Origin of the sequence: Psychrobacter aquaticus CMS 56, assembly GCF_000471625.1 — a bacterium.
Classification (GTDB): Bacteria; Pseudomonadota; Gammaproteobacteria; order Pseudomonadales; family Moraxellaceae; genus Psychrobacter; species Psychrobacter aquaticus.
In genome coordinates this window covers 62,170-85,240 of record NZ_AUSW01000017.1, presented here as the reverse complement: position 1 = coordinate 85,240, position 23,071 = coordinate 62,170, and the positions used below count along the sequence as shown (strand labels likewise).

At 43.9% G+C, this 23,071-nt stretch carries 19 protein-coding genes; 7 read left to right on the top strand and 12 right to left on the bottom strand.

All coding sequences use genetic code 11. From position 1 onward, the window contains the following. Positions 1-5: 5 nt before the first annotated feature. Positions 6-833: an IclR family transcriptional regulator gene (locus M917_RS05795; RefSeq protein ID WP_021813855.1), complete on the bottom strand. Its 828-nt coding sequence runs from the start codon at positions 831-833 to the stop codon at positions 6-8. A gap of 176 nt (positions 834-1,009) precedes the next feature. Here M917_RS05795 and M917_RS05790 point away from each other — a divergent pair, with 176 nt between their 5' ends. Next, positions 1,010-2,194: an acyl-CoA dehydrogenase gene (locus M917_RS05790; RefSeq protein WP_021813854.1), complete on the top strand. Its 1,185-nt coding sequence runs from the start codon at positions 1,010-1,012 to the stop codon at positions 2,192-2,194. A gap of 219 nt (positions 2,195-2,413) precedes the next feature. After that, on the top strand, positions 2,414-3,613 hold the full coding sequence (locus tag M917_RS05785; RefSeq protein WP_021813853.1) for a CaiB/BaiF CoA transferase family protein: 1,200 nt from the start codon (positions 2,414-2,416) through the stop codon (positions 3,611-3,613). 39 nt (positions 3,614-3,652) lie between these two features. Here M917_RS05785 and M917_RS05780 read toward each other — a convergent pair whose 3' ends face one another. Beyond that, entirely contained in the window at positions 3,653-4,432 is a 780-nt protein-coding gene (locus M917_RS05780) for an IclR family transcriptional regulator (protein ID WP_021813852.1), read from the bottom strand. 362 nt (positions 4,433-4,794) lie between these two features. Between M917_RS05780 and M917_RS05775 the strand changes: the two genes are divergently transcribed. The 3 genes from M917_RS05775 to M917_RS05765 all read left to right on the top strand — a co-directional run bounded on the left by M917_RS05775 (position 4,795) and on the right by M917_RS05765 (position 9,399). Then, positions 4,795-6,258 carry an NAD-dependent succinate-semialdehyde dehydrogenase gene (locus M917_RS05775; RefSeq protein ID WP_021813850.1) on the top strand — a complete coding sequence of 488 codons (1,464 nt, stop codon included), beginning with the start codon at positions 4,795-4,797 and terminating at the stop codon, positions 6,256-6,258. Between the two features lie 128 nt (positions 6,259-6,386). Continuing rightward, positions 6,387-7,652 carry a 4-aminobutyrate--2-oxoglutarate transaminase gene (gene gabT, locus M917_RS05770; RefSeq protein ID WP_021813849.1) on the top strand — a complete coding sequence of 422 codons (1,266 nt, stop codon included), beginning with the start codon at positions 6,387-6,389 and terminating at the stop codon, positions 7,650-7,652. A gap of 304 nt (positions 7,653-7,956) precedes the next feature. Next, positions 7,957-9,399, top strand: coding sequence for an APC family permease (locus M917_RS05765; protein ID WP_021813848.1), 1,443 nt, complete (start codon positions 7,957-7,959; stop codon positions 9,397-9,399). A 2-nt stretch (positions 9,400-9,401) separates the two neighbouring features. Here M917_RS05765 and M917_RS05760 read toward each other — a convergent pair whose 3' ends face one another. The 4 genes from M917_RS05760 to M917_RS05745 form a co-directional block, all read right to left on the bottom strand. Beyond that, on the bottom strand, positions 9,402-10,817 hold the full coding sequence (locus tag M917_RS05760; RefSeq protein ID WP_227500817.1) for a glycosyltransferase: 1,416 nt from the start codon (positions 10,815-10,817) through the stop codon (positions 9,402-9,404). 103 nt (positions 10,818-10,920) lie between these two features. Continuing rightward, positions 10,921-11,793: a TIGR03915 family putative DNA repair protein gene (locus M917_RS05755; protein ID WP_021813846.1), complete on the bottom strand. Its 873-nt coding sequence runs from the start codon at positions 11,791-11,793 to the stop codon at positions 10,921-10,923. Positions 11,794-11,872: 79 nt separating this feature from the next. Continuing rightward, positions 11,873-13,141, bottom strand: coding sequence for a putative DNA modification/repair radical SAM protein (locus M917_RS05750; RefSeq protein ID WP_021813845.1), 1,269 nt, complete (start codon positions 13,139-13,141; stop codon positions 11,873-11,875). A gap of 295 nt (positions 13,142-13,436) precedes the next feature. After that, positions 13,437-14,381 (bottom strand): hypothetical protein, encoded by a 945-nt coding sequence (locus M917_RS05745; protein ID WP_021813844.1) that lies wholly within the window; start codon positions 14,379-14,381, stop codon positions 13,437-13,439. An 86-nt stretch (positions 14,382-14,467) separates the two neighbouring features. On the opposite strand from M917_RS05745, the gene M917_RS14195 reads away from it, so the two are divergent. Further along, positions 14,468-14,626, top strand: coding sequence for a hypothetical protein (locus M917_RS14195; RefSeq protein ID WP_021813843.1), 159 nt, complete (start codon positions 14,468-14,470; stop codon positions 14,624-14,626). A gap of 154 nt (positions 14,627-14,780) precedes the next feature. Here M917_RS14195 and greA read toward each other — a convergent pair whose 3' ends face one another. From greA to M917_RS05720, 5 genes are all read right to left on the bottom strand, one after another. Then, positions 14,781-15,257: a transcription elongation factor GreA gene (gene greA, locus M917_RS05740; protein ID WP_021813841.1), complete on the bottom strand. Its 477-nt coding sequence runs from the start codon at positions 15,255-15,257 to the stop codon at positions 14,781-14,783. 324 nt (positions 15,258-15,581) lie between these two features. Beyond that, a complete protein-coding gene (carB, locus tag M917_RS05735; protein ID WP_021813840.1) occupies positions 15,582-18,845 on the bottom strand; it encodes a carbamoyl-phosphate synthase large subunit in 3,264 nt (1,087 codons plus the stop codon). A gap of 128 nt (positions 18,846-18,973) precedes the next feature. Beyond that, the gene (locus M917_RS05730; protein ID WP_040642060.1) at positions 18,974-19,654 is read right to left on the bottom strand and encodes a hypothetical protein; all 681 of its coding nucleotides are present in this window, start codon (positions 19,652-19,654) and stop codon (positions 18,974-18,976) included. Further along, positions 19,651-20,883 carry a glutamine-hydrolyzing carbamoyl-phosphate synthase small subunit gene (carA, locus tag M917_RS05725; RefSeq protein ID WP_021813838.1) on the bottom strand — a complete coding sequence of 411 codons (1,233 nt, stop codon included), beginning with the start codon at positions 20,881-20,883 and terminating at the stop codon, positions 19,651-19,653. The genes M917_RS05730 and carA overlap by 4 nt, the downstream gene beginning before the upstream one ends. Positions 20,884-21,203: 320 nt before the next feature. Beyond that, positions 21,204-21,758, bottom strand: a complete 555-nt coding sequence (locus M917_RS05720; RefSeq protein ID WP_021813837.1) for a phosphatase PAP2 family protein — start codon at positions 21,756-21,758, stop codon at positions 21,204-21,206. Positions 21,759-21,908: 150 nt separating this feature from the next. Between M917_RS05720 and M917_RS05715 the strand changes: the two genes are divergently transcribed. After that, positions 21,909-22,445 (top strand): gamma carbonic anhydrase family protein, encoded by a 537-nt coding sequence (locus M917_RS05715; RefSeq protein WP_021813836.1) that lies wholly within the window; start codon positions 21,909-21,911, stop codon positions 22,443-22,445. Between the two features lie 108 nt (positions 22,446-22,553). On the opposite strand, the gene M917_RS05710 is transcribed toward M917_RS05715, so the two are convergent. Continuing rightward, positions 22,554-23,003: a hypothetical protein gene (locus tag M917_RS05710; protein ID WP_040642059.1), complete on the bottom strand. Its 450-nt coding sequence runs from the start codon at positions 23,001-23,003 to the stop codon at positions 22,554-22,556. Positions 23,004-23,071: the final 68 nt, after the last annotated feature.

The window sequence follows — 23,071 nt, the reverse complement described above, 5'->3', positions numbered from 1 at the left end:
TCTCTTTAATCCCCACTCCCAATCCGTTCCGCCAAAGCCTGCAATTTTGGCACAATCATCGCTGTATATTCAGCTGCATCCCAATTCGCTCGGGGCACACTGGCATTTAATGAGTACGCATACTGCCCAGTTGCGACATCATATACGCCAACCGCTACCGCCAAGATATCATGAGAAAACTCACCGTCGGATACGGTATAACCATGCTTGCCATAGTGCGCTACAGCTTGATCCAAGGCGGTTTGCGCACGCGTGAAATCTTCTTTAGATAAATTCTCTTGTAAATGACTGCTAATGACGGCTTGTCTTGCCTGTGAGCTTGCGGCATAAAAAGCGCGTCCAATTGCGGTGTGAGCCACGGGTACGGCTGAGCCAACTTGTAGATTGACTGACAAACGTGCAGGGCTACGACAGCAAGCGTGATAGCGCATTTCTCCTTCGACTTCGGTGGCCAAATTCACCGATACCTCATTTTCACTGGCGAACTGTCTCAACAATGGCGCAGCTGACGCCACCATATCGTGACGACTCCAGGCAGTCGCGCTAAGCCTGACAGCACTACTGCCCAGTTGGTAGTGACCGTGTTCCGTCGTGCGTAAAAATCCAAGCGTGATTAAAGTATGGATAAGGCGCGTGACGGTCGCTTTTGGCAGTTTGGTCATTTGATACAACTGCTGATGACTGAGCGCATCGTGATGCTCAAAAGCCGCAAGCAAGATCAATCCGCGCCCCAGTGCAGTCACAAACTGCCGGTCATTGTCTTCTTTGTTTTGCGTGAGGGTGCTATTCATGCGATCCAGCAATGGCATAGCTGCTGATACAGATTTTGTCATTTTATACTCATTTTTTTTGATAAAGGTTTACAGCGTGACTTAATTTTGCTTAAATAGTTTTATATTATGAAACTAAGTTTCGCACAGCGGAATTATAAAGTCAATAATTTGCTAAGCCGTTTTACAACATTTATCACTACTCATCAGTCAGAAAGACTGATATCAAGGAGAGACACATGGCAACATCGACCAGCCCCCGTTTTGATTGGGAAGATCCTTTTTTATTACGCGACCAGCTAACTGACGAAGAGCGCATGGTGACAGACAGTGCTCAGCAGTTTTTTCAAAAAGAGCTGATGCCAGGTATCGTTCAGGCCAATCGTAATGAGCATTTTGATCGTAATATCATGTGTCAAATGGGTGAAATGGGTTTGCTTGGCGTGACGATTGAAGGCTACGGTTGTGCAGGTCTATCGAGTGTCGCCTATGGTCTGATTGCTAAGGAAGTGGAAGCGGTCGATTCGGGCTACCGCTCAGCGATGAGCGTGCAGTCAAGCCTTGTGATGCATCCGATTTGGGCGTATGGCACAGAGGAACAAAGAGAAAAGTATTTGCCAAAACTTGCCACGGGTGAATACGTCGGCTGCTTTGGTCTGACAGAGCCAGATTCAGGTTCAGATCCTTCATCGATGTCGACGCGTGCGCGTGCAGTCGATGGTGGCTACGAGCTGACGGGCAATAAAATGTGGATTACCAACAGTCCTATCGCTGACGTGTTTGTGGTCTGGGCAAAAGATGATGCTGGTGATATTCGTGGTTTTGTTTTAGACAAAGGCATGAAAGGATTATCAGCGCCGAAAATCGAAGGCAAGTTCTCATTGCGTGCCTCAGTTACGGGTGAGATCGTCATGGACAAAGTGTTCGTCCCTGAAGCCAATGCTTTCCCAGATATTCGTGGTCTAAAAGGGCCATTTGGTTGTTTAAACAAAGCCCGTTATGGTATCGCTTGGGGCTCAATGGGCGCGGCTGAATTCTGCTGGAAAGCGGCTCGTCAGTACACGCTAGATCGTAAGCAGTTTGGTCGGCCACTGGCAGCTACTCAGTTGGTACAGTTGAAGCTGGCTAATATGCAAACAGAGATTACCTTAGGTCTACAAGCCGCGCTACGTGTCGGTCGTCTGATGGATGAAGACAACGCAGCACCTGAAATGATCTCACTGATTAAGCGTAATAACTGCGGTAAGGCACTTGATATCGCTCGTATTGCGCGTGATATGCATGGCGGTAATGGTATCTCTGATGAGTTCCACATTATCCGTCATGTGATGAACTTGGAAGCGGTCAATACTTATGAAGGTACGCATGATATTCATGCGCTAATCTTGGGCCGTGCCCAGACGGGTATTCAAGCATTCTTTTAACCCTCTCTAACTAAAGATATATAACACAGCTATTTTTTATGACGTACGTTGCTATTTGGCTTTTTATTCAAAAGAGCATCAACAGTAGCGTACGTTTTTCAGTTGTTATTCGCCATTTATTTGTCAGTGCGTGTTATTAAAAAACATGGAAAATTAAATGATGAATAGCAATTTTATTAATAAATAAACAAAGAACATGCCACACAATAAGGGAATATTATGACGGATATACCAAAAGGTGCATTGCATGGTATCAAGGTACTCGATTTATCTAGAGTGTTGGCAGGTCCATCTTGTACACAAATACTCGCTGATCTAGGGGCTGATGTCATCAAAGTTGAGCGTCCACATATTGGTGATGAAACGCGCCACTGGGCACCGCCAACATTCAGTGATGACACGTCCGCTTATTACGCCACTATTAACCGCAACAAAAAATCCCTTACCGTCGATATCACCACGCCAGCAGGTCAGACCATTATCAAGCAACTCATCGCTGACAGTGATATTTTGGTAGAGAACTTCAAAGTCGGCGGTCTAAAAAAGTACGGCTTGGATTATGAAAACCTCAAACAAGACAATCCGCGCTTGATCTATGCATCTCTGACAGGGTTTGGGCAGACAGGGCCTGATGCCAAGCGTCCCGGTTATGATTATATTATCCAAGGTTTATCAGGGCTGATGAGTATCACCGGCCCTAGTGATGGCGAACCACACAAAGTTGGCGTGGCTGTCGTTGATTTGTTTGCAGGGTTGCAATTGACCATTGGTATTCAAGCGGCGCTATTGGCGCGTCAACATACTGGACTTGGGCAACAGGTGGATGTGGCGCTATTAGACAGTGCGCTTTCTATGCTTGCCAATGTCGGCATGAACCATTTGGCTTCGGATAAAATACCACCAAGACTGGGCAACCAGCATCCCAATATTGTGCCTTATCAAGTGTTTGCTGCCGAAGGGGAGGCGCACTTTATTTTGGCCTGTGGCAATGATAGCCAGTTTGCCAAACTGTGCGAGGTATTAGCAGTCGATTGGCACACTGATGAGCGCTTTGCGACTAATCCTAACCGCGTTGCCAATCGCGAATTTCTGTGTGCTGAATTGACTAAAATATTTGCCAAGCATCCTCGTGCTTACTGGCTTGCAGCTTTAGATCAGGTGGGCGTACCTTGCGGTGCGATTCATAACGTGGCTGAAGCATTAGCCATGCCACAAGCACAAGCGCGGGAGATGGTGATTGATTTTGCGGTACAAGGCAGTCCGGTACGCGCGCTTGGCAATCCCATCAAATTATCTGCATCACCTGTCAGTTATCGCACGCCACCACCGCATTTGAGCGAGCATACCGACAGTACACTTGCAGATTTGGGTTATGACAGCGAGATGATCGCTAAGCTAAAAGCAGACGGCATTATTTAAAGTGAGCTAAATGTTCAACACGCGCTATGCTGTAGAGCATCAATATTGCTGCTTGATAGCGTTCGGATTAAAGCCCAAGCACTGCTCAATTTGTTCGGCCAATTCAATCAGCACTGCACTGACCTCAGCACGCTTCGCTTCGTACTCTCCTTGCAAAAAACTAACGGCCATACCAGCAACGGCATTGCCCGAGGCATTACGAATATAAGTACCCAAGCAATACATGCCATCGCGCAATTGCCCATCATCGAGTGACACTCGACTTTCCTGAATTGTCATAAGCTCAGTAGACAAATCCGCAAAGTTTTTGACTCCATGTTGGGTCATGGGCGTAGGAAACCTCTCTTTATACAACGATTTTATGCTGTCCATAGACAACGTGGATAGCATGGCTTTGCCTGTCGCCGAAAACACGGCTGGTACACGCACACCTGCACGAAAAGTAAAACCAAGTGGCTCAGTCGATTCATGACAAGCCAAAAACACCACTTCTCCCAAATCCAATTTTGACAAAGTGACCGTGTGCTGAAGTAGCACAGGGTATTGCACAATCAAATCTTTAAACAATTGGACGACGCCTTGCTGTTGTTCGTATCTGCCTGCCCAATACATCAAATAAGAGCCTAGATGAAAGCGGCTTTCAGGGTCTTTATAGATGACATGCTTGGTCAACAAACTCTGCAAGATATTGTGGGTAGAGCTACGCGGTAGTCCAAGTTCTTTGGCGATATGAGCCGCTGTCAAAGGCTGTGAGCTATCTGTAATTAAATCCAAAATCTGAAATGTTTTGTCCAATGCAGGAACGGCGGTCGCGCTCATAGGTCACCTGTAAAAATAAGATAAAAAAGAAGCATTATAAAGTAATAGGGCGTGTTTGATATTCACAAACATGACTTACTGTTTTCAAAAATTTGAATAGCCAAAAAAACAAGTATCAATACTACATTTAGTAGGCCAAATGCGTTTGGCACAATCCATTATATTTTTTGGGATTGGTATAATTTTTAAAATAATGAGATTTAAGGGTTGCAAATCGCGTCATATCATTCTTATAATGATGTCTCATATATAGAATATGTGTTCAGTATATTGAACAAAAAATGAATTATCAATAATTATTTCATACATCTTATTATATCCATTCTTATAAACATACACCCTATATGACAAGGAGCGTCAACATGTCACATACGCTACAGTTATCAAATCCAGATCTACTCAAACAATCTTGCTTCACTAAAGACGGCTGGCACGCTGCCAGTGATGAAGCAGTACTTGAAGTCAATAACCCTTTTAACGATGAGCTTATCGGTACCGTGCCTAGCCTCACGACCGATGATGTCAATGAAGCCGTTGCTTATGCTCATGAAGTCCAAGCAGATTGGGCGGCAAAAACGGCTAAAGAGCGTGCCGAGCTATTGCAAAAGTGGGCAGACCTTATCGATGCCAATAAAGAAGATCTTGCCATCATTATGACTGCTGAACAAGGTAAGCCGCTCACTGAGTCACGCGGTGAAATCGGGTATGCCAATAGCTTTATTCGCTGGTTCGCAGAAGAAGGCAAACGTGTCTATGGTGATGTCATTCCTGCCAATAGCTCACAGCTACGTCACGTCGTTCTTAAGCAGCCAATTGGTGTTTGTGCCGCGATTACGCCTTGGAACTTTCCAGCCGCGATGATCACGCGCAAAGTTGCCCCCGCGATGGCAGCTGGCTGTACGATTATAGTCAAACCAGCCACCGAAACACCATTTTCTGCTCTAGCATTAGGGGCATTGGCTGAGCAAGCCGGTATTCCTGCAGGCGTGCTCCAAATCGTAACGGGTCAATCATCGACCATTGGTGAAATCCTGACCGGTGACGCCCGTATTCATAAGCTATCGTTCACTGGCTCTACCGAAGTTGGCCGTACGTTGATGGCTCAGTGTGCACCGACTATTAAGAAGCTGTCATTAGAGCTTGGTGGCAATGCGCCATTTATCGTCTTTGATGATGCTGACTTAGAGAAAGCTGCTACAGGCTTAATCGCTTCTAAATACCGTAATGCTGGTCAGACCTGTGTTTGTGCCAACCGCGTCTATGTGCAAGACAGTATCAAAGATGCGTTCTTAGATATCTTTGTCAAAAAAGTCGCTGAGCTAAAAGTTGGTAACGGTCTAGAAGAAGGCGTAGATATTGGCCCGCTTATCAACAAAAAAGCATTAGATAAGGTACAAGCACTTCTCAAAGATGCCATCGATAAAGGCGCTAAATTGGTCACTGGTGGTAGCATCAATGACGCCTCAGAGCTAACTTACAATCCAACCGTCATCACTGATATTAGCAGCGAGATGGACATTGCTTCTGAAGAAATCTTTGGACCGATTGCGACGATCTTTACGTTCAAAGACGAAGCAGAAGTTATCCGTGCCGCAAACGATACTATTTATGGTTTGGCCGCTTATTTTTATAGTAGCGACTATGCCCGCTCATGGCGCGTGACCGAAGGCCTTGAGTACGGCATTATCGGTCATAACACGGGTTTGATTTCTACAGAAGTTGCCCCATTTGGCGGCGTGAAACAGTCTGGCTTTGGCCGTGAAGGCTCAAAATATGGCATCGAAGACTATATCACGACCAAATACTGGTGTTCTGACATCAGCTAATAGTGTCGCTAATTGCTCAATACTTAGCGAAAAATTTTAGATATCTGTGATGTTTTATATCAAATAAACCGCCAATCTACTACTAACCAGATGGCACTTATATTACGAACAAAGAAAAGGACATTCCTATGACGACTACCAATCAATCATTACTTGAGCGCCGCAAAGCTGTTTTACCAACAGGACTTGGGGTTGCCTTTCCTATCTTTGCCGAAAGAGCAAAGAACTCAGAAATCTGGGATATTGAAGGCAAGCGTTATATCGACTTTGTCGGTGGTATCTCAGTATTGAACACCGGTCACAGCCATCCAAAAATCACCCAACGTGTCCATGAGCAGCTTGACAAATTTACCCACACTGCGGCGCAAATGATCAACTACGAATGCTATGTAGATTTGGCTGAAAAACTGTGTGAAAAAGCGCCTATCAGCGGTGACACTAAGGCTTTCTTTTTGACCACTGGCGCAGAAGCCGTTGAAAACTGCATCAAGATTGCTCGTGCTAAAACCCGTCGTCCAGGCGTTATCTCTTTTGTTGGTGGTTGGCATGGTCGCACTATGATGTGTATGAGCCTGACAGGCAAAGTATTACCATACAAAAAGAACTTTGGCCCTATGCCAGGACCTGTATTTCATGCATTGTTCCCTGCAGAAGAGTTGAACGTTACCGAAGAACAAGCGCTGCATAGCCTTGATATGATCTTCCAAGCAGATATCGATCCTAGTGAAGTAGCAGCGATGATCATCGAGCCAGTACAAGGCGAGGGTGGTTTCCATCAGGTTACTCCGTCATTTGCCAAAGCATTACGCGCCATCTGTGATGAACATGGCATCGTACTTATTTTTGATGAAGTACAGTGCGGTTTTGCCAGAACTGGTACGTTGTTTGCCACTGAGCAGCTAGGTGTTGAGCCTGATTTGATGACCGCCGCGAAGAGTTTGGCTGGTGGTTATCCTATTTCTGCGGTCATTGGCCGTGCTGATATCATGGATGCCCCACAAGTAGGCGGCTTGGGCGGTACTTACTCTGGTAACCCACTTGCTTGTGTAGCAGCACTCGCTGTGATGGAAGTGATCGAAGAAGAAAACTTACTGGAACGTAGCATTGAGATTGGCGATAAAATCGAGTCATTCTTAACAGGGCTCAATCTAAGCACGATCGGTCATATCCGTCATAAAGGTGCGATGCTGGCGTTTGAATTAATCGATAGCGAAGGCAAACCTGATGCAGCAGCAGCAGCCAACCTAAAAGCAAAATCATTTGAGCAAGGCTTGCTACTAGCGTCTTGTGGTATGTATGGCAATGCCATTCGAGTGATGGTGCCATTGACGGTCGAAGACGAAGTACTACAAGAAGGTCTTGATATCATTAAAGGTATCCTAACAGTTCAATAAATATTGAGTGTCATTTACTTTAGCGATGGATTGCTTTTAATCAAACACTGATTTTGGTTAAAAATTTGTATTTAAGACAATGGCAAGGCTGCCCTCACGGCACTCATTCTGAGTGTGTTTCTGAACGGCGCCTTGCAAGTCAAGACGCCGTTTTTGTTTTTTAATTTAGATGTCAAGCAAATAGTAAATGACATTGTGAGACAAAACGGCATATATAGTAAATATGATGGGTGCTATCCCACTAAACAAAAATAGTGTAACTGTAAAAGGTTCACACGGATGACACACAGACAAGGAGTAGGTTATGTCTGAATTAAAGAAAACGTTAGGTGTATTTGATATCATTGCGCTGGCATTCGGGGCAATGGTTGGTTGGGGCTGGGTCGTACTGGCAGGTGGTTGGATCATCTCGGCAGGTATATGGGGCGCAGTTAGCGCCTTTTTGATCGGCGGTTTTGTGGTTGTTTTGATTGGTGTTACTTACGCTGAACTGGCCGCATCAATGCCGATTACTGGTGGTGAGCATACTTATACCCATCGAGCACTTGGGGTGAATGTCTCCTTTATTTGCTCATGGAGTATTTTGTTTGGTTATTTTTCCGTCGTAGCCTTTGAGGCTGTGGCACTGCCTACCGTTGTCGAATATATCGTTCCCAATTATAGTCAAGGTTATCTTTGGACCATTGCAGGCTGGGACGTCTATGCCACATGGGTGGCTGTCGGAATGATCGGCTCAGTGATTGTCACATGGCTCAATATACGCGGTATGGAAGTTAGCGCTTGGTTCCAAAAGCTGGCAGTCGTGGGTATTTTCCTCGTCGGTATATTATTGTTCGTTGGTGCTGTGCTGTTCAATCCTGAGACCTCAAATTCGGTACAAGCCCCAGCCTTTATTGGTGGTATGGGTGGCATCATGACTGTAATGGTTATGGTACCTTTTTTATTCGTGGGCTTTGACGTGATTCCGCAGGCAGCAGAAGAAATTAATCTAACCCGTCCAAATATTGGCAAATTTTTGATTGTTTCTATTATCATCGCCGTACTTTGGTATGTGGCTGTCGCTTGGAGTGTGGGTAAGACCTTACCACTGTTACAAGCGCAAGACTCAACATTGGCTACAGCTGACGCGATGACCAACGCTTGGAATGGTAAATGGGCGGGTACTTTACTGGTTATTGGCGGTGTGCTTGGTATTTTATCGAGTTGGAACGCGTTCCTTATCGGTGGTAGCCGCTTGTTATATGCTATGGGCAAAACGCACATGTTGCCACAGTTTTTGTGCAAGCTACACCCTAAGTACAACACCCCAGTCAATGCTATCTTGTTGATCGGTGGTCTGGCGACGCTAGCGCCATTATTTGGTCGCAAGATGCTTGTGTGGATTGTCGATGCTGGCGGCTTTGGTATCGTTATCGCTTATACCTGTGTGGCTCTTTCATTCTTGGTGCTGCGCTACCGCGAGCCTGATATGGTACGTCCGTTTAGAGTACCAGCAGGTAAATTGGTTGGTATTATCACCATTATCCTAAGCCTAGGCATGTTGACGCTCTATCTACCGGGTATGCCATCAGCACTTGTCCCTATCGAGTGGTGGATCTTCCTCGGTTGGACGGTTCTAGGTGCTGCATTGTATGGTTATGCCACGATGAAAAATCCTGGTAAGAGTAAAGAAATCATGGATCATGAGCTGCATGAACTAAAAATTGTGAATCAGCAATGGTTAAAAGACAATCCATATAAAAAATAGCGTTATTGATGTGAGTAAATCCGTTTAACAATAAAAAAACCTAACGTTGAAGCGTAGGTTTTTTTACTTTCTTGAATCATTTCTGAAGCAGCAGGTGTCTTTGAGATATCTGTCGTTTTGGGCTTTTTTTTGCGCAGGTCTACTTTGCTGTTTTTATCTAATGAAAGCTCAGGATTTATATAAAGGGACTCAGAATATCTACTAGTGAGTTTACGGTTAAGTTTAGAGGGTTTCTTTAAGCTTTTGTGGATTCTGCTTATCGCTGCGGCATCTGCTTCGGCCTGCTCTTCTGCTAGCGTTTTATTATGTAAATCTTGGTAGACCGCAATGGTTTCATCTATCATTTCACGCATGGTAAATTTGTTTGTCATTTCAGGACGAGTGACGCTTTCTAGCTGGTTTCTAACGGCTTTGCATAAGGCGTTGGCATTATATTTTTTAACCAGCCCTTGCGGATAAAGCGGTTGTAAAATCTCACTAAAGGCAGCTTGATCCCAGCCAATAACAGGTGTGCCTAAATGAATTGCTTGTAGAGCATTGATACCGATCGATTCAGGCTCGTTCGCCAGCGCCAAAACGATATTGGCCGCTGAGAGCCACTCACGCATGTCATTACGTTTGCTACCGACATAAGTGATACGGTCGGCCAGATCTAGCGCATTGGTACGCTGACGAAAATCTTCATGCACCACATCGTTAACTTTATAGTCTTCGTCCATAATAATGACATGAATGTTGGGGAATTGCTCTTGTAAATTACCCAAAATATCAATGAGCCACTCTTGACCATATTCGTGACCGATGACTGTGGGAAACACCAGCCACTTTTTATGCTCAAGCTCGGGGTATTCAGCAAAGGTATGCCTTAACCAATAGACAGAAGGATTGTGCCGATAGGGATAGCGGCGAGTATCGACCCCGCGATAAATGCGTTTGATGGTTTTGGGATCAGCGTCTTCGCGGCGTAGGCCTTTTTTTAGATAATTGGTGACACTGTCAGATACCGTAATAATGGTGTCGACATCAAGTAAGGCCTTTGAGTACTTATTGATAGGATAAAAACCATACATGGTTGATACCAACTTTGGCATACGTTTGACGCGCGCACGGCGCAACGCTAAATGCAGTATCCATGCAGGTGTGCGTGAGTGGACATGAATGACATCAGGATCATATTTTTCAATCAGTTGGCGCAGGGCTGAAACTTGTAATAATGATAACCAAGACTTTTTATTCATGTGTAGCTGATGATAGTGATTACCGTCACGTTTTAGACGTTTGACCAAATCATTGTCTTCATCCGCACTAGCAACGATGATGGAGGTATGCTCGTTTTTGACCAATGCTCGCCCAAGATGAAAAATACCGCGTTCGGATTCATCATGCTTTAAGGATGACAGCAGGCGCATAACTTTCATAATAACGGGGGTCACTGGTAGATAATAGCAAGCTGCTATTGTCAGTCAAAATTGGTCAAAACTCAACCTTCAAAATAAAAAGATAACGTTGGACAGTGAGTTTTTAGCGACGTTTTTGTAGATGTTCGGCAGTGGGTAGCACTTGTTTTTCACTCAAATACTTCCAATAGCGCTGCGGTAGGTACTGTTTATGCAATCGTGGGTTCTTACGTTCTTTAATATTGACATTGGTAAAGTACCCTTGCCAAAATTTCTGATAACGCTGCTCATCAGGACTATGAATACTGGCAGGATGGCGCAATACGGCATCATCAAGGTCAGTAATGGTTTGTAGTTTAGCTGGATGCGAGGGTGTACTCTGACTTTTGTCATAATAAATGCCATAGCCGCGCGTTATATCATAAATCGCCCAGTGTTGGTCTTGATAGCGCTGGCGAAAATGTTCACCAATCAATGGCAACACGTTAAAATCAGGCGATACACGCGCAAAATAAATATCATCAGTGGTGTGCTCAAAACGCACAAATGCTTCCATACGGTGTTTTTCACGCCCGACAGATTTGACCGTCTGTACCAGTTCAAGTATGTCTAAATGACCAAGATCTTGCATGATGTGCCGACTAGGATAATCAATGGCATACTTGACCACATGAAATAAAGTGGTGCCGATATCGTCTTTCTCCGATAAAAACCCCCATAAGATATTGCGCATACCTGAGCGACCCAATAGCGTGTTCAGCTTGGTTAGCACCCGCTCTGCTTTGTCTTCATCGGTATCAACGCTAACTGTTTGAGCGATCAATGAGGGCACATAACTGTCGTGAGCGGTCAGCTGTAATGCTGGATCATGCTGTAATTTTTGCTCATAAACATAATAAACCGCGCTCAGCCAGCCCTCAAAACTTGGCTGATAGAGCACGATACTGGGCGTTAACTGACCAATAGGATAAGTATAGTTTTGTGCAATTTGAGACATGTTTTATCCTACATGAAGTAGCGAGGTGGCAACTTGCTTTAGAGTGTATTTATTTTAGAGCGTGTCTGTAAGACAGATTCTAAAATAATGCCAACTGTCCACTACGTTGATCTTTAAATTTGGTCTGCGTTTGCGCCAGTACATATTGACGAAAATTATCGCGAGTCAAATGGGCAAGATGCTCATTTTTACCCGTTGTAGCGATAAAGTATTTGGCTCGATTGACCGCTGCGCCCATCTTCTTTAGATGATATAACGTCAGCTGATTAAATTTACGTGCTTTCACTATTTTTTTAGCGGTCTTTGTACCGATACCAGGAATCCGTACAATCATCTCATACGTCGCTGTTTGGATATTGACTGGGAAATGTTCACGATGACGTATTGCCCAAGCCAGTTTTGGGTCACAGTCCAAATCTAGAAAAGGCGACTCAGGCTCAACAATTTCATGCGCGCCAAAACCATAAAAACGCATCAGCCAATCTGCCTGATAGAGACGGTTCTCACGCACCATAGGCACAGGCGTTCCAATCGCTGGCAAGCGGCTGTCAGAGAGCATCGGCACGTAGCCTGAGTAGTAGACGCGTTTAAGATCATATTGCTTATAAAAATGGCTGGATAGCTGAATAACTTGCAAGTCTGTCTCATTACTGGCACCAACGATCATTTGGCTGGTTTGACCTGCTGGTGTAAATTTTGGCGCTTTCTTGTGGGTTTTACGGCTTTCACGAATGGTAATAATCTCTTCTTTCACCGTCTCCATTGGCGCTTTTAATTGCTCATGCGATTTTTCTGGTGCGAGCAAGGCAAGTCCTGACTTGGTCGGAATCTCGATATTTACGCTTAAGCGATCGGCATATAGTCCAGCTTCTAGCAACAATTCTTTCGACGCACCGGGAATCGTTTTTAGATGAATATAACCATTAAAACGCTCACGGGTACGCAGTATTTTGGCAACTTCGACCAGTCGCTCCATCGTGTAATCGCCACTTTTAAAGATGCCTGAACTTAAAAACAACCCTTCAATATAATTACGACGATAAAACTGCATGGTTAAATCGACCACTTCTTCAACGCTAAAAGCGGCGCGCGGCGTGTCATTGCTTTTGCGAGAGGTACAATATGCACAGTCGTAAATACAGTGGTTAGTCAAAAGGATTTTTAGCAGACTGACACAGCGGCCATCTTCAGTGTAGCTATGGCAAATACCAGTTGCTGAAGCATCACCAAGACCACCGCCTTGGTTTTTTCGGGTACCAGCAGAGGAGGAGCAAGAGACATCATATTTAGCCGCATCTGCTAAAATATTGAGCTTGCCCTGTAGTCTTTCATAGTTGATGGTGGCCATAAGCAGGTATTTACCAATGAATTAATGAAAGTCTATTTTAACAAAATTGGTGTTAAAGCATTGTATTTATAGGAAAATTGCGAAAACAACACGACATTGAGTGTCGCTTTTTAGGTGAAGTTCGTTAGTAGTCAATGGTCAGCTATGTCACATTATGTTTCCTACTTATCCAGTCATACCGCTAATAGCTGAGACTAAAAAAGGCCTTGAATGTTCAAGACCTTTTATAAAGAATAATGCTTGTTTACTTTTGCTATTTTAAATTACTGTTGATGTTTTAAAATTGGCTTTATTTTTATTGAACCTGTGCGCGTATGACGACAGTCTGAGCAGCATTGGGATTAAGATTGACTAAATTCCATTTAAGTCCAGAGTAATTCTCTTGAACGACGACAGTATTGCCAACTTGTTGAATGGTCTGATAGCTGTTGCCACCCGTGGTCGCAAGCGTTGGTAACGGACTGTTTAATGATACCAGTCTCACGTTAGCCGGTAAGGAAACCATCGCATTGATATCGTTAACTGGCTGTGCTGTGGTGTTGGTATAAGTCGTATGGTATTCAATCACATCACCTGGTGCGATATGATTGGCAGGCACTGCGACGTCACGTCCAGCGCTATTTTTTAGAATCTTCATGACCTTGGTTTGCGCGTTGACAATATCAGGCGTACTAAACGTTGGTGTGAGTTGTAGAGCGTCTAAAGAAGTCGTGGTGATTATCTGCTGATTGGTAATAGGCTGACTGTTTACCACAGTCGCCGCTGTTGTATTGATGACTGGTAACTGAGTAGCCGTGGCAACAGGTAATACTTGCGTCACCGTATTGATTGGTGTGGTAATAACATCGACCTTGGTGACTTGGTTGGTCATCTGATTGGTCACAGGGACGCTGGTGACTGTAGTGCTGCCTTGCGTAATGACCGTATTATTAATGCCACCTTGGCGGACGACATAACGTGGAACCGTGGTGACTTGAGTTACCGCATAAGGCATACCGTCTTGCATGGTAATGCCGTTTGGTGTCGAAGTGATGGTTGCTGTTTTGCCATCAGAGTATTGCTCAACGACAGTCGTGCTACCGCCAGCAGATGAGTTGATAGTGATTTCGGGCGCGGCATAGGCTGAAGTGGCAGCAAGCACTGTGCCTGCTAGCATTGCAGACAAAGCGGTGGTGAGTGATGTTTTTTGGACAATCGTTTGTTTAGCAGTAATAGTTGGTGTATCAAAATGCATAACCATAAAAGACTCCTTTAAATAACAGTAAATGAAACAGAAATAAATAACGTTTAGACAAGAAAAACCCCCGCTAAATGACACAACAAAGCATGTCAAATAACAAGGGTATCGGTACTGATAAGAGGCAATACTGGCTACTATCGTCAAAGCATTGGTGGATGATTTTGACTGTATTCAGCCATCATTATTTTCCGTCCGATGCCGAGCCAAATGGTACAGCAATCTATATGCAAGCAATTATGCGCTAAAACAAATCGAGTAGAAAAGCAGCATTGTGTAACTACTATTCTAAAAATAACAATGGTTTGCCTTGTTTTCTTGATTGATTGTCTAAGTTAATGGCAATTCTATTAACCGTAATATCAGAGAATCTTAGCGGAATGTAATAGGAAGCCATTCAAATTAATCGTATATGACTTTCATAACTTCGTATTCGACCACGCCTTTAGGGGTCTCTATACGTGCTTCGTCGCCTTCGACTTTACCGATGAGACCACGCGCGATTGGCGAGTTGACTGAGATTTTACCCGCTTTAAAATCGGCTTCATCGTCACCAACGATTTTGTACTGTTTTTCTTCTTCGGTGTCCATGTTTTCAATAACGACGGTCACACCAAATACCACACGGCCTTCTTTTGGCAACGTGGCAGGATCGATGACTTGTGCACCACCAAGTTTGGCTTCGATATCACGGATACGTGCTTCACAAAAACCTTGTTGCTCACGCGCTGCATGATATTCAGCGTTTTCTTTTAAATCGCCGTGTTCACGCGCTTCAGCGATAGAAGCGGTGATGCGTGGACGGTCGACACTTTTTAACTGTTTTAATTCGGCTTCTAAAGCCGCATGTCCTTGCGGAGTCATGGGATAACGTTGCATGTTTTTTCCTTAAACCAATAACACCACACCATCTCATAAGGAGATGGTGCCAATGTTGTTGCAATGAGTATGAAATATAAAAAGACTGAGGTTCAGATGAGGTCACCATTAAACGGATTGTCATGTATGAGTGTGTCTATTCTTAAAATTAGACACACCGAACCTTACGTAATAAAAAGCATAGTCGCCGTTCAGCCACTATGCTTTTGGGTCTATCTTTACAAAGATATTGTTTTTTTAAAGCACGATTGTCATATAAAAACCAATAACAAGGGTCGTATCAGCTTTTATATAAGTCTGACAGTTATGCCTAATCTACTGAAATTATTCAGCCACGTCAATAGTCTTTGCTTGTTCATGTAAATCTTGCAATTTATAAACTTCAAATGGCAAGTCAATCGCATAAGATTTACAGATTGCATCTGCCGCCCCTAAAGTGGTGACATAAAATACTTTGCCTTGCAGTGCGCTACGGCGGATAGAGAATGAATCCTCTTGTGCCTGCTTGCCTTCGGTTGTATTAATAATAAGGTCGATTTTGCCGTTTTTCAAGGCGTCGACGATATGAGGGCGGCCTTCGGTGACTTTGTTGATTTGCTTGCATTCAATGCCAGCATCGCTCAGCACTTTTTTCGTGCCAGTCGTTGAGACTATCTTAAAACCAAAGTCTGCCAGCTGACGAGCGATTGGAGCGATTTGCGCTTTGTCACTGTCACGAACAGAAATAAAGACCGTTTTGGTTTCGCCTTCAGTCGGTAGACCTGGCAGACGTTCGTTACTGCCGATGATGGCTTTATAGAATGCTTCGCCAAAGGTTTTGCCCACACCCATCACTTCGCCTGTTGATTTCATCTCAGGACTCAAAATTGGATCAACACCAGGGAACTTGGCAAATGGGAAAACTGCTTCTTTGACTGCGAAAAATGCAGGAACAATTTCATTCGTAAAACCTTGGTCTTTAAGCGACGTGCCAGCCATACAGCGAGCAGCAACCTGCGCTAATGACGTGCCAATACATTTAGAGACAAACGGCACTGTACGTGCGGCACGTGGGTTCACTTCTAAAATGTACACCGTTTCGCCTTTTACTGCGAACTGGACGTTCATCAGACCAATAACACCCAGCTCTTTTGCCATGGCGACGGTTTGCGCACGCATCACATCACATAGTTCTTTAGATAGTGAGTATGGCGGTAGCGAACATGCTGAGTCACCTGAGTGGACGCCAGCTTGTTCGATATGCTGCATGATACCGCCGATGACGACGTCTGTGCCGTCACATACACAGTCCACATCGACTTCGATGGCATCATCCAAGAAACGATCTAGTAATACAGGCGCTTCATTTGACGCTTGCACGGCAGTGCGCAGATAATGTCTTAGCTCATCTTCGTTATAGACGATTTCCATAGCGCGGCCGCCTAGAACATAAGAGGGGCGTACCACCAATGGATAACCGACGTCTTTTGCTTTAACCAAACCATCTTCTAAGCTAGTCGCCAAAGCATTGGTTGGTTGAACAAGGTCTAATTGTTGAATCATATGCTGGAAGCGTTCGCGGTCTTCAGCGCGGTCAATCGCATCAGGGCTAGTACCAATGATTTTGACACCAGCGGCTTCAAGGGCGCGGGCAAGTTTCAATGGCGTTTGACCACCAAACTGAACAATCACACCGTCAGGATTTTCGATACGGACAATTTCTAGGACGTCTTCTAAGGTAATTGGCTCAAAGTATAGACGGTCAGACGTGTCATAATCGGTTGAAACCGTTTCAGGGTTACAGTTGACCATGATGGTCTCATAACCGTCTTCGCGCATGGCAAGAGCCGCGTGTACACAGCAGTAATCAAACTCGATACCTTGACCAATACGGTTAGGACCACCACCAATGACCATGATCTTCTTGTTATTGGTTGGATTGGCTTCACATTCACTATCGTACGTCGAATACATATAAGCGGTGCTGGTCGCAAATTCTGCTGCACACGTATCCACACGCTTATAGACTGGATAAACGTTTAAATCCCAACGTTTTTCGCGCAATTGCTTTTGTGAGACACCAAGCAATTTAGCAAGACGCAAATCTGACAATCCTTTACGTTTAAAGCTACGTAGATTTTTCTCGTTCAGTTCACCAAAACCAAGAGATTTTACAGTGGCTTCTGTTTTGACGATGTCTTCAATTTGCACCAAAAACCATGGGTCAATCTTAGTGAAGTTAAACACCTCATCGACGCTCATGCCGACACGGAAAGCATCCGCAATATAATAAATGCGTTCAGGCGTTGGGATGGTCAAGCGATTGATAATTTCGCTACGTGCTTTATCAGTTGGCACTTTTGATAAGTCGATTTGCTCATCAAAACCATCATTACCTGTTTCCATACCACGTAAGGCTTTTTGCATAGATTCTTGAAAGTTACGACCAATCGCCATGACTTCACCAACCGATTTCATTTGGGTTGATAACACACTATCGGCTTGCGCGAATTTTTCAAAGTTAAAACGTGGAATCTTAGTGACAACATAGTCGAGTGCAGGCTCAAAGCTCGCTGGTGTTTTGCCACCAGTGATATCGTTTTGTAATTCATCTAGCGTATAACCAATGGCTAGTTTCGCTGCGATTTTGGCAATCGGGAAGCCCGTGGCTTTTGACGCCAATGCCGATGAACGTGATACGCGTGGATTCATCTCGATGACAACCATACGACCTGTGTCAGGGTTGATACCGAACTGGACGTTTGAGCCACCCGTTTCAACGCCAATTTCACGCAGTACTGCCAAAGAGGCATTACGCATGATTTGGTATTCTTTGTCAGTCAAGGTCTGTGCTGGTGCGACCGTAATTGAGTCGCCTGTATGCACGCCCATTGGATCAAAGTTTTCAATCGCGCAGATGATGATGCAGTTGTCGTTTTTGTCACGAACCACTTCCATCTCATACTCTTTCCAACCGATTAACGACTCATCGATCAGCAACTGATGGTTTGGTGATAGGTCAAAACCGCGCTCACAAATTTCGATGAACTCATCACGGTTGTAAGCGATACCACCACCTGAACCGCCCATGGTGAATGACGGACGGATGATACACGGATAGCCCATTTTTTCTTGGGTGGCAAAGGCTTCTTCCATGGTTTCAGCGGTTTCAGCGCGAGGACATTCAAGGCCGATACGCTTCATGGCTTTATCAAACAAGTTGCGATCTTCTGCCATTTCGATCGAGTCTTTGGTCGCGCCAATCAACTCACAATTGTACTTGGTCAATACACCGTGCTTGTCTAGATCTAGCGCACAGTTGAGAGCGGTCTGTCCGCCCATCGTTGGTAAGATCGCATCCGGACGTTCCTTGGCAATGATTTGCTCAACCGTCTGCCACGTAATTGGCTCGATATAGGTCGCATCAGCCATGACAGGGTCGGTCATAATGGTCGCAGGGTTTGAGTTGACCAAGATGACACGGTAGCCTTCTTCTTTTAGTGCTTTACAAGCCTGTGCGCCTGAATAGTCAAATTCACACGCTTGACCGATAACGATAGGGCCTGCGCCAATGATAAGAATGCTTTTTATGTCGGTACGTTTTGGCATAATATTTTTAAGTCCTATTTTGGCGGTTTGAGATTTATAAAGTATTTAGTAATATGTTTGATTTTTACGGTACTATGTTTTTGATCCTAAAATCGTCACATATTTACAGATGGTCTGTTTGATAGTATTCAGCGTGCAAGCCTACATTTCTTTTCAGAGTCACCTACAGCGCCACCGAGAAACAAAAACTTCACAGAGGCAGAATCAAAAATAGAATTATCTACTCTGACCGGCTGACCTACTAAAATCAATAAGTCTTTATAGCGTTCATCTACAATCATTTTTTGAAATATCAAAGCATCTTTCTTTGTGAGAAGAGCCAGTGCAGGAGAAGCTGATAAATCTTCCTCATCAAACTCAATCGCATTTGGAGAGTTATAAAAAATATCAGCGATAGAAATTAGTAAATCTAGTTTGTCTAAATATAAATCAATATATTCAGGGTTCTTAGCTACTAAATCTTCAATCATATCACTAGAAAGATCATAAAAAGCCTTTCTATCAATATTATCGAAAACGCACTGCTTTTCTTCTTTTGAGCTAATATCATCAGATAATAGAGCATTAACAAACTTAGGATCGTTTATTGCTCTGATAGAAAAATCAGCAAGTCTAATTTTTTCTGCTAATAGTTCTTTTTTATTTTCAAAGCTCAGTTCTTGCCTGCTTGATAAGTTGGAATTAGGTGCGGCTAATTGCTGCTGATTTTGTAAGTTAAGATTGTCCACGGCTGCTTTAGTCGTAGTGCATGAGGCCAAACCAACAGCTAATATTCCAATCAAAAAACTACTTTTAATAGATTTGCTCACGATTTAGACTGTCCCATCATCTCAGCAAACTTATCAAATAATGGCGCACAGTCATGAGGGCCTGGGCTGGCTTCTGGGTGACCTTGGAAGCTAAATACTGGCTTATTGGTCAGCTCGATGCCTTGGTTAGTACCGTCAAATAATGAACGATGAGTAGATTTCACGTTGTCTGGCAACGTGTCTTCATCAACCGCGAAGCCGTGGTTTTGACTGGTGATCATCACTGTGCCAGTCGCCAAATCTTGTACGGGATGGTTGGCACCATGATGACCGGTTTTCATCTTGATAGTATTGGCACCGCTGGCAAGACCAATTAACTGGTGACCTAAACAAATACCAAACGTTGGAATATTTGTTTCTTCGATAATGTGACGTACCGCATCGATAGCATAGTCACAAGCCGCAGGATCGCCAGGGCCGTTTGATAAGAAAATACCGTCTGGATTCATTGCTAGCACGTCAGCGATAGGAGTTTGCGCTGGTACGACCGTCACATGACAACCACGGTCGACTAGCATACGCAGGATATTGGTTTTGCTACCAAAGTCATAAGCGACAACATTATATTTAGAGTCGATATGAGTACCCAGCTGCTTAAAGAAGCCACCCGTACCGCTGTCATGGCTACCTTCTACATCACGATTGAGTAGGGTGTCTGATAGATCCCATGTGCCCGCTGTCCATTCAAAGCTCTCTGTCGTGCAACACTCTTTTGCCAAATCCATGCCTTCGAGACCAGCAAATTCTTGTGCGAGTTTGATAGCTTGTTGCTCATCATCAGTGCTAATCGTTTCACCGTTTGAGGCAGTAAAAATACAGCCGTTTTGAGCACCTTTATCACGTAATAGACGAGTCAATTGACGCGTGTCAATCTCAGCGATAGCAACGGTATCATTGCGCCCTAGATAATCTGCAAGTGATTCAGAATTACGGAAATTTGAGGTAACTAAAGTTGCGTCACGGATGATGAGGCCATCTGCCCACACTTTGTGGCCGTTGCCGGACTCCGTATCTTCAGCGTTGGTTCCTGTATTACCAATGTGCGGATAGGTGAGGGTCACGAGCTGGCGCGCATAACTTGGATCGGTTAGAATTTCTTGATACCCTGTCATGGCTGTATTAAATACCACTTCACCAACACGATGACCTTCGCTACCGATACTGACACCGCGAAAAATCGTACCGTCTGCTAGTGCTAAAATTGCTTGTGTTTCTGCCGATGAATTCAAGGGTTGCCTCCGCTGTTATTGGTGAGTGCCATTATTATTTAGGATAAGATTTCGGCTTCATATTGCTTTTCATTATTGCTGCCAAATAAACATAAAAACGCAAAGCCAAAATTTTTCCACAAAAAAGCGAGAAGACATTATTGATGAAAACTACAAGACCCACTAGATAGTGAATAGGTAGTAAATTGCATCATGTCCGCTCGCTTTGGCACAGATTTTGCGCATTATACTAGAGTTTTGCGTTAAGGGCTAGCACCTTAACGGCAAAGAAGATTAATAAGAATCAAAGACGTTGATCTATGAAAAATATCATCAACGTCTTAAAAACTATAATGAGCTGATAACCCATAATAATCTGGGGATAAATTGGTTGCGATGTGCAGCTGGTCATTATGATAACTTTTCGTTAAATACATACTACTGGCAATGCCTAACGCTGCTCCTGCTACCACATCGGCAGTATCGTGTTCATCTGCTTCGACACGACTATAGGCAACAAAACCTGCACCAATATAAGCAGGAATGCTATATTCTAGTCCATAGCGTTTATGAATGAAGCTAGCGCCTTGAAAAGCTCTTGAGGTATGACCGGAGGGAAAAGAGTTATCATCACTACCATTAGGTCGCTCTTTATCAACTACTGATTTCAAAGCATAAGTAGCGGCAACATTGGTCGCAAATGAATAGTAAAATTGCTGCCGTCCCTCTTTATCGTCCATATAATAAGTGCTACCGTAAGCAGCTGCAGGTATGGCAAAGGATAGTATGTCTCCTGCTTTGGCAATATCAGAGCTGTTGCCCGCATGAGTAGGGGTAGTGACAATAATGCTACTTGATAACAATATAAAAGTAGCTGTATATTTTTTACTGATCATTGCGGCGAGCCTAAATAGGGTTTATTGGCGGCATTATACTACAAAGTTTTTATCAGTCTTTATGACTATCAAGCTTTACCTCAAATTTCTTTATAAAACGATTTCTACGACAGATTGTCTTTTATAAAATATAACGACTAAGGATGGATTATGATTTATCAGTATTTAGACAAAACGCCTGAGTTTGCTGTACCATTTAACGGTTGGGTGGCTGATTCAGCACGCGTGATAGGCGACGTATATTTGGGTCATCAAGCCAGCGTTTGGTTTGGCGCGGTAATTCGCGGAGATGTGAGTCACATTCATATCGGTGATTATAGTAATGTACAAGAAAACAGCGTGATTCATACCGATGCTGGCATTGAAGTAAAAATTGGCAACTATGTCACCATCGGTCATTTAGCAATGTTACATGGCTGTGAAATTGGTGATAATAGTTTGATTGGTATTGGGGCGGTAGTATTGAATAATGCCAAAATCGGTAAAAACTGTATTATTGGTGCCAAGGCATTGGTTACTGAAGGCAAAGAGATTCCCGATAACTCATTAGTGATGGGCGCACCAGCAAAAGTGGTTAAGACACTGACGGATGAGCAAGCGGCTATGCTAAAACTGTCAGCGCTGCATTATGCAGAGCATTGTCAGAGTTTTAAAAAGGGCTTGAAAGAAATGACAATGCCAGACTAAATTTAACGATAAGTGAATAATAGAGTCATAAGTTCTAGTGTATCTCTTTTATCTTGAACGGCTTATATTCTATTTATGTTTTTGATCTTATTCTTATATAATTGGCCTTTATGCCATCAACATCATCACCAGCCAAATAATGGCAAAAATGACGATGCCAATAACCAGTCCGCGAAAAATATCATGGCGTACAGAATAGTCACTTAGGTAAGCGCTCTGATTGCTCGTTTCGTTGATATTTAACGCATTAACACTTTCAGCGCCAGCGGATTTACCAACGATGAACCCCATTAATGCCCCAAGTATCAACATAAAAGGGGTGAAGAGCCAGAAAACGTCGCCATTGCCATGACCGAATATTGAACGAATGACCACAATGGCTAAGTCTATCAGTAGGCCACCAACGCCATACATTAGCCCGTTCAAGAGCGCATACATCAGACGATCTAAGAATGACTGATCGCTGTTCCCTGACTTGCGCTGCCGAATTTCTCTAGTTGAGCGAGCAGGTCTACGTGGTCTGTTAGGTGGGTCAAGTTTATCATTCGGTGATTTCATAGCGTTCTCTAAATTTTTTAAATGGACTATGAAAATGGACTATGAAAATGGACTATGAAAATTAAGTT

What these genes read in the sequence shown, in the direction of transcription:
- M917_RS05795 (WP_021813855.1), bottom strand. Translation starts at nt 833, where the DNA reads ATGACAAAATCTGTATCAGCAGCTATGCCATTGCTGGATCGCATGAAT.
- M917_RS05790 (WP_021813854.1), top strand. Translation starts at nt 1,010, where the DNA reads ATGGCAACATCGACCAGCCCCCGTTTTGATTGGGAAGATCCTTTTTTA.
- M917_RS05785 (WP_021813853.1), top strand. Translation starts at nt 2,414, where the DNA reads ATGACGGATATACCAAAAGGTGCATTGCATGGTATCAAGGTACTCGAT.
- M917_RS05780 (WP_021813852.1), bottom strand. Translation starts at nt 4,432, where the DNA reads ATGAGCGCGACCGCCGTTCCTGCATTGGACAAAACATTTCAGATTTTG.
- M917_RS05775 (WP_021813850.1), top strand. Translation starts at nt 4,795, where the DNA reads ATGTCACATACGCTACAGTTATCAAATCCAGATCTACTCAAACAATCT.
- gabT (WP_021813849.1), top strand. Translation starts at nt 6,387, where the DNA reads ATGACGACTACCAATCAATCATTACTTGAGCGCCGCAAAGCTGTTTTA.
- M917_RS05765 (WP_021813848.1), top strand. Translation starts at nt 7,957, where the DNA reads ATGTCTGAATTAAAGAAAACGTTAGGTGTATTTGATATCATTGCGCTG.
- M917_RS05760 (WP_227500817.1), bottom strand. Translation starts at nt 10,817, where the DNA reads ATGAAAGTTATGCGCCTGCTGTCATCCTTAAAGCATGATGAATCCGAA.
- M917_RS05755 (WP_021813846.1), bottom strand. Translation starts at nt 11,793, where the DNA reads ATGTCTCAAATTGCACAAAACTATACTTATCCTATTGGTCAGTTAACG.
- M917_RS05750 (WP_021813845.1), bottom strand. Translation starts at nt 13,141, where the DNA reads ATGGCCACCATCAACTATGAAAGACTACAGGGCAAGCTCAATATTTTA.
- M917_RS05745 (WP_021813844.1), bottom strand. Translation starts at nt 14,381, where the DNA reads ATGGTTATGCATTTTGATACACCAACTATTACTGCTAAACAAACGATT.
- M917_RS14195 (WP_021813843.1), top strand. Translation starts at nt 14,468, where the DNA reads ATGTCAAATAACAAGGGTATCGGTACTGATAAGAGGCAATACTGGCTA.
- greA (WP_021813841.1), bottom strand. Translation starts at nt 15,257, where the DNA reads ATGCAACGTTATCCCATGACTCCGCAAGGACATGCGGCTTTAGAAGCC.
- carB (WP_021813840.1), bottom strand. Translation starts at nt 18,845, where the DNA reads ATGCCAAAACGTACCGACATAAAAAGCATTCTTATCATTGGCGCAGGC.
- M917_RS05720 (WP_021813837.1), bottom strand. Translation starts at nt 21,758, where the DNA reads ATGATCAGTAAAAAATATACAGCTACTTTTATATTGTTATCAAGTAGC.
- M917_RS05715 (WP_021813836.1), top strand. Translation starts at nt 21,909, where the DNA reads ATGATTTATCAGTATTTAGACAAAACGCCTGAGTTTGCTGTACCATTT.
- M917_RS05710 (WP_040642059.1), bottom strand. Translation starts at nt 23,003, where the DNA reads ATGAAATCACCGAATGATAAACTTGACCCACCTAACAGACCACGTAGA.